Source organism: Sandaracinobacteroides sp. (genome assembly GCF_057137845.1).
Window position 1 is genome coordinate 1 of sequence record NZ_DBNHFX010000032.1, and the last position, 2,686, is coordinate 2,686.

3 protein-coding genes and 1 pseudogene are annotated in these 2,686 nt (G+C 68.1%); all 4 read right to left on the reverse strand.

What is annotated here, in order from left to right; all coding sequences use genetic code 11:
• On the reverse strand, positions 1 to 778 hold a 778-nt coding region (locus AC16JP_RS01410), incomplete at its 3' end, for a molybdopterin molybdotransferase MoeA (RefSeq protein WP_484338817.1).
• Positions 771 to 1,247, reverse strand: coding sequence for a cyclic pyranopterin monophosphate synthase MoaC (moaC, locus tag AC16JP_RS01415; protein WP_484338818.1), 477 nt, complete (start codon positions 1,245 to 1,247; stop codon positions 771 to 773). The genes AC16JP_RS01410 and moaC, both read right to left, overlap by 8 nt.
• Positions 1,244 to 2,035 (reverse strand): indole-3-glycerol phosphate synthase TrpC, encoded by a 792-nt coding sequence (trpC, locus tag AC16JP_RS01420; RefSeq protein ID WP_484338819.1) that lies wholly within the window; start codon positions 2,033 to 2,035, stop codon positions 1,244 to 1,246. Before trpC ends, moaC begins: the two co-directional genes overlap by 4 nt.
• A gap of 12 nt (positions 2,036 to 2,047) precedes the next feature.
• Positions 2,048 to 2,686, reverse strand: a pseudogene (locus tag AC16JP_RS01425) (anthranilate phosphoribosyltransferase); the annotation flags it as partial.

A 2,686-nucleotide genomic window follows, 5' to 3' on the forward strand; every position in this document is an offset into this window, starting at 1 on the left:
GACCCGGTTTCACCAGATCGTGGTCGCCTACCGACGCTCCGCCGATGCTGACGATCAGGTCGGCATCCCGCGCGAGGTCGATTGCACGGGCGATATCTTCCGGCCGGTCGGCAAACAGCCCAAGATCGCGCACTTCGGCCCCCGCCTGCCGCAGATGCGCCGCGATCATCAGCCCGTTGGAACCGATGATCTGCCCCTCTGCCGGGGTTGCGCCGGGCGGAACCAGTTCATCGCCGGTCGAAATCAGGGCGATCCGCGGCTGCCGGTGCACCGAAACCGCGCCAAGGCCCGCCGCCGCCAGCAGCCCGAGCCGCGCCGGGCTGACCAGGTCGCCCGCCCGCGCAATGTGTTCGCCAGCGGCAAAATCCTGCCCGCGCGGTCGGATGTGCGCACCAGCCCGCGACGGGCCGCTGGCCGGAAACGACAGCACACCGCCTTCCAGCACCGCATCTTCCTGCACGGCCACCGTATCTGCGCCTGCCGGCACATAGGATCCGGTGAAAATGCGCGCTGCCTCGTGGGGTTGCAGCACATGGTTCAGCGGCCGCCCCGCCGCCGATTCCCCGATCACCCGGAACGGGCCGGGAAGGTCTGTGTAGCGGATGGCATAGCCATCCATCGCGCTGACGTCGGCGGGGGGCTGGGTCAGCAGCGCAACCGCGTCCTCGGCCAGATAGCGCCCCGAGGCATCGGCAACCGCGACGGTTTCCGCTGCCATCGGCGTTGCCAGAGCCAGCAAACGCCCCAGCGCAACGTCGAAATCCAGAAGCTCAGCCATCGGCGCGCCAGTCCCCCGATTTGCCGCCGCGCTTTTCCAGCAGCCGCACACCCTCGATCACCATCGCCCGGTCCAGCGCCTTCGCCATGTCGTAGAGCGTCAGCAGCGCCACCGACACCGCAGTCAGCGCCTCCATCTCGACGCCGGTCTGCCCGGTGGTGCGCGCGGTTGCCGTGGCGGCAATCTGCCCTTCGCCGAACCGGAAATCCACCGCAACTGCCGACAGCGCGATCGGATGGCAAAGCGGCACCAGTTCCGAGGTGCGCTTCGCTGCCATGATGCCCGCGATCCGTGCCGTCGCCAGCACGTCGCCCTTTTTCACCAGCCCCTCGGCGATCGCGCGCAGCGTTGCGTCGGCCATGCGGATCCTCCCTTCGGCGACGGCGACCCGTTCGGTCAGGGCCTTGCCGCCCACATCCACCATGCGGGCCGCGCCCTCGTCGTCGATATGGGTGAGGCCGGATGTCATCGGCCGGTCAGCAGACGCCTGGTCGCCGCTTCGACATTGGGTTCCTTCATCAACGCCTCTCCGACGAGGAACGTCGAGACGCCGCGCCCAGCGAGCCGCACCAGATCAGCGTGCTGCGTCAGGCCGGATTCAGCAACGAGGATGCGGTCGGCGGGCACCACTGCGGCAAGCCGTTCCGACAGGCCGATGTCAACGGTCTGCGTCTTCAGGTCGCGGTTGTTCACGCCGATCAGCGGCGTCTTCAGCCTGAGCGCCCGCTCCAGTTCCGGTTCGTCATGCACTTCAGCCAGCACGTCGAGGCCGAGGTCCGCCGCCCGCGCCTCGAAATCGGCAAGCTCGGCATCGGTCAGCGCCGAGACAATCAGCAGGATGGCATCGGCGCCCAGCGCCCGCGATTCCGCGATCTGGTAGCGGTCGACGATGAAATCCTTGCGCAGCGCCGGCAGCGACGGCGCGGCATGGCGGGCGAGCGCCAGATAGCTGTCGCGCCCCTGGAAATAAGGCTCGTCCGTCAGCACCGACAGGCAGGCAGCGCCCGCCGCTTCATAGCATTCGGCGATGGCGGCCGGATCGAAGTCGGCGCGAATCAACCCCTTCGACGGGCTTGCCTTCTTGATTTCGGCAATCAGGCCGAACTCGCCCCTCGCCTTTGCGGCGGCAAGGGCAGCGGCAAATCCGCGCGCCGGGCCGTTCGCCTTCAGGTCCAGCAGCGCTTCGGGTTTCACTGCCTTGCGCGCTGCAACATGCGCTCGCTTGGCGTCGAGGATAGGTTGCAATCGGTCAGCCATATCGGATTTTCTCTAGCGGAAGGCGACGAAGCGGGCGAGGCATTCGGCCGCTGCGCCGGAATCGAGTGCCTGTTCGGCAAGGGCCAGCGCATCCGGAAAGCTGCGGCCGGTAACTGTCAGCGCCATCGCCGCGTTCGCAAGCGTGATCGCGCGATAGGCCGGGCGCCCGCGCCCCTGCATCAGCGCCAGCAGTTCGGCGGCGTTCTCGGCGGGTTCTCCGCCGTCGATGTCTTCACGGTCGAACAGGCCGATTCCGGCCGAAACCGGATCGAAATGCTCGTGCTGCATCCGGCCTTCGCGGATCCGGCACAGCGCGCTCGATCCATGCACCGCCACTTCGTCCAGCCCGCCACCGTGCACCGTCAGCACTTCCTCTGCGCCAAGGCTTGCCGCAGCAAGCGCCATCGGCTCCATCCATCTGGGCAGCGGCACGCCGATCATCTGCCGCAGCACGCCCGCCGGATTGGCCAGCGGCCCGACCAGATTGAAGATCGTGCGCCGCCCCAGCGCGCGGCGCACCGGCGCAACGCGCGCCAGCGCCGGGTGGTGGCGCTGGGCGAACACGAACGTCATGCCGGTTTCGAAAAGGCAGGCCTCTACCCGGTCGAGCGGCAGATCGCTTTTCCAGCCCAGAGCTTCCAGCACATCGGC

Excerpts from the sequence above, each read along its gene's own strand:
- trpC (WP_484338819.1), bottom strand. The coding sequence starts at position 2,035 with ATGGCTGACCGATTGCAACCTATCCTCGACGCCAAGCGAGCGCATGTT.
- moaC (WP_484338818.1), bottom strand. The coding sequence starts at position 1,247 with ATGACATCCGGCCTCACCCATATCGACGACGAGGGCGCGGCCCGCATG.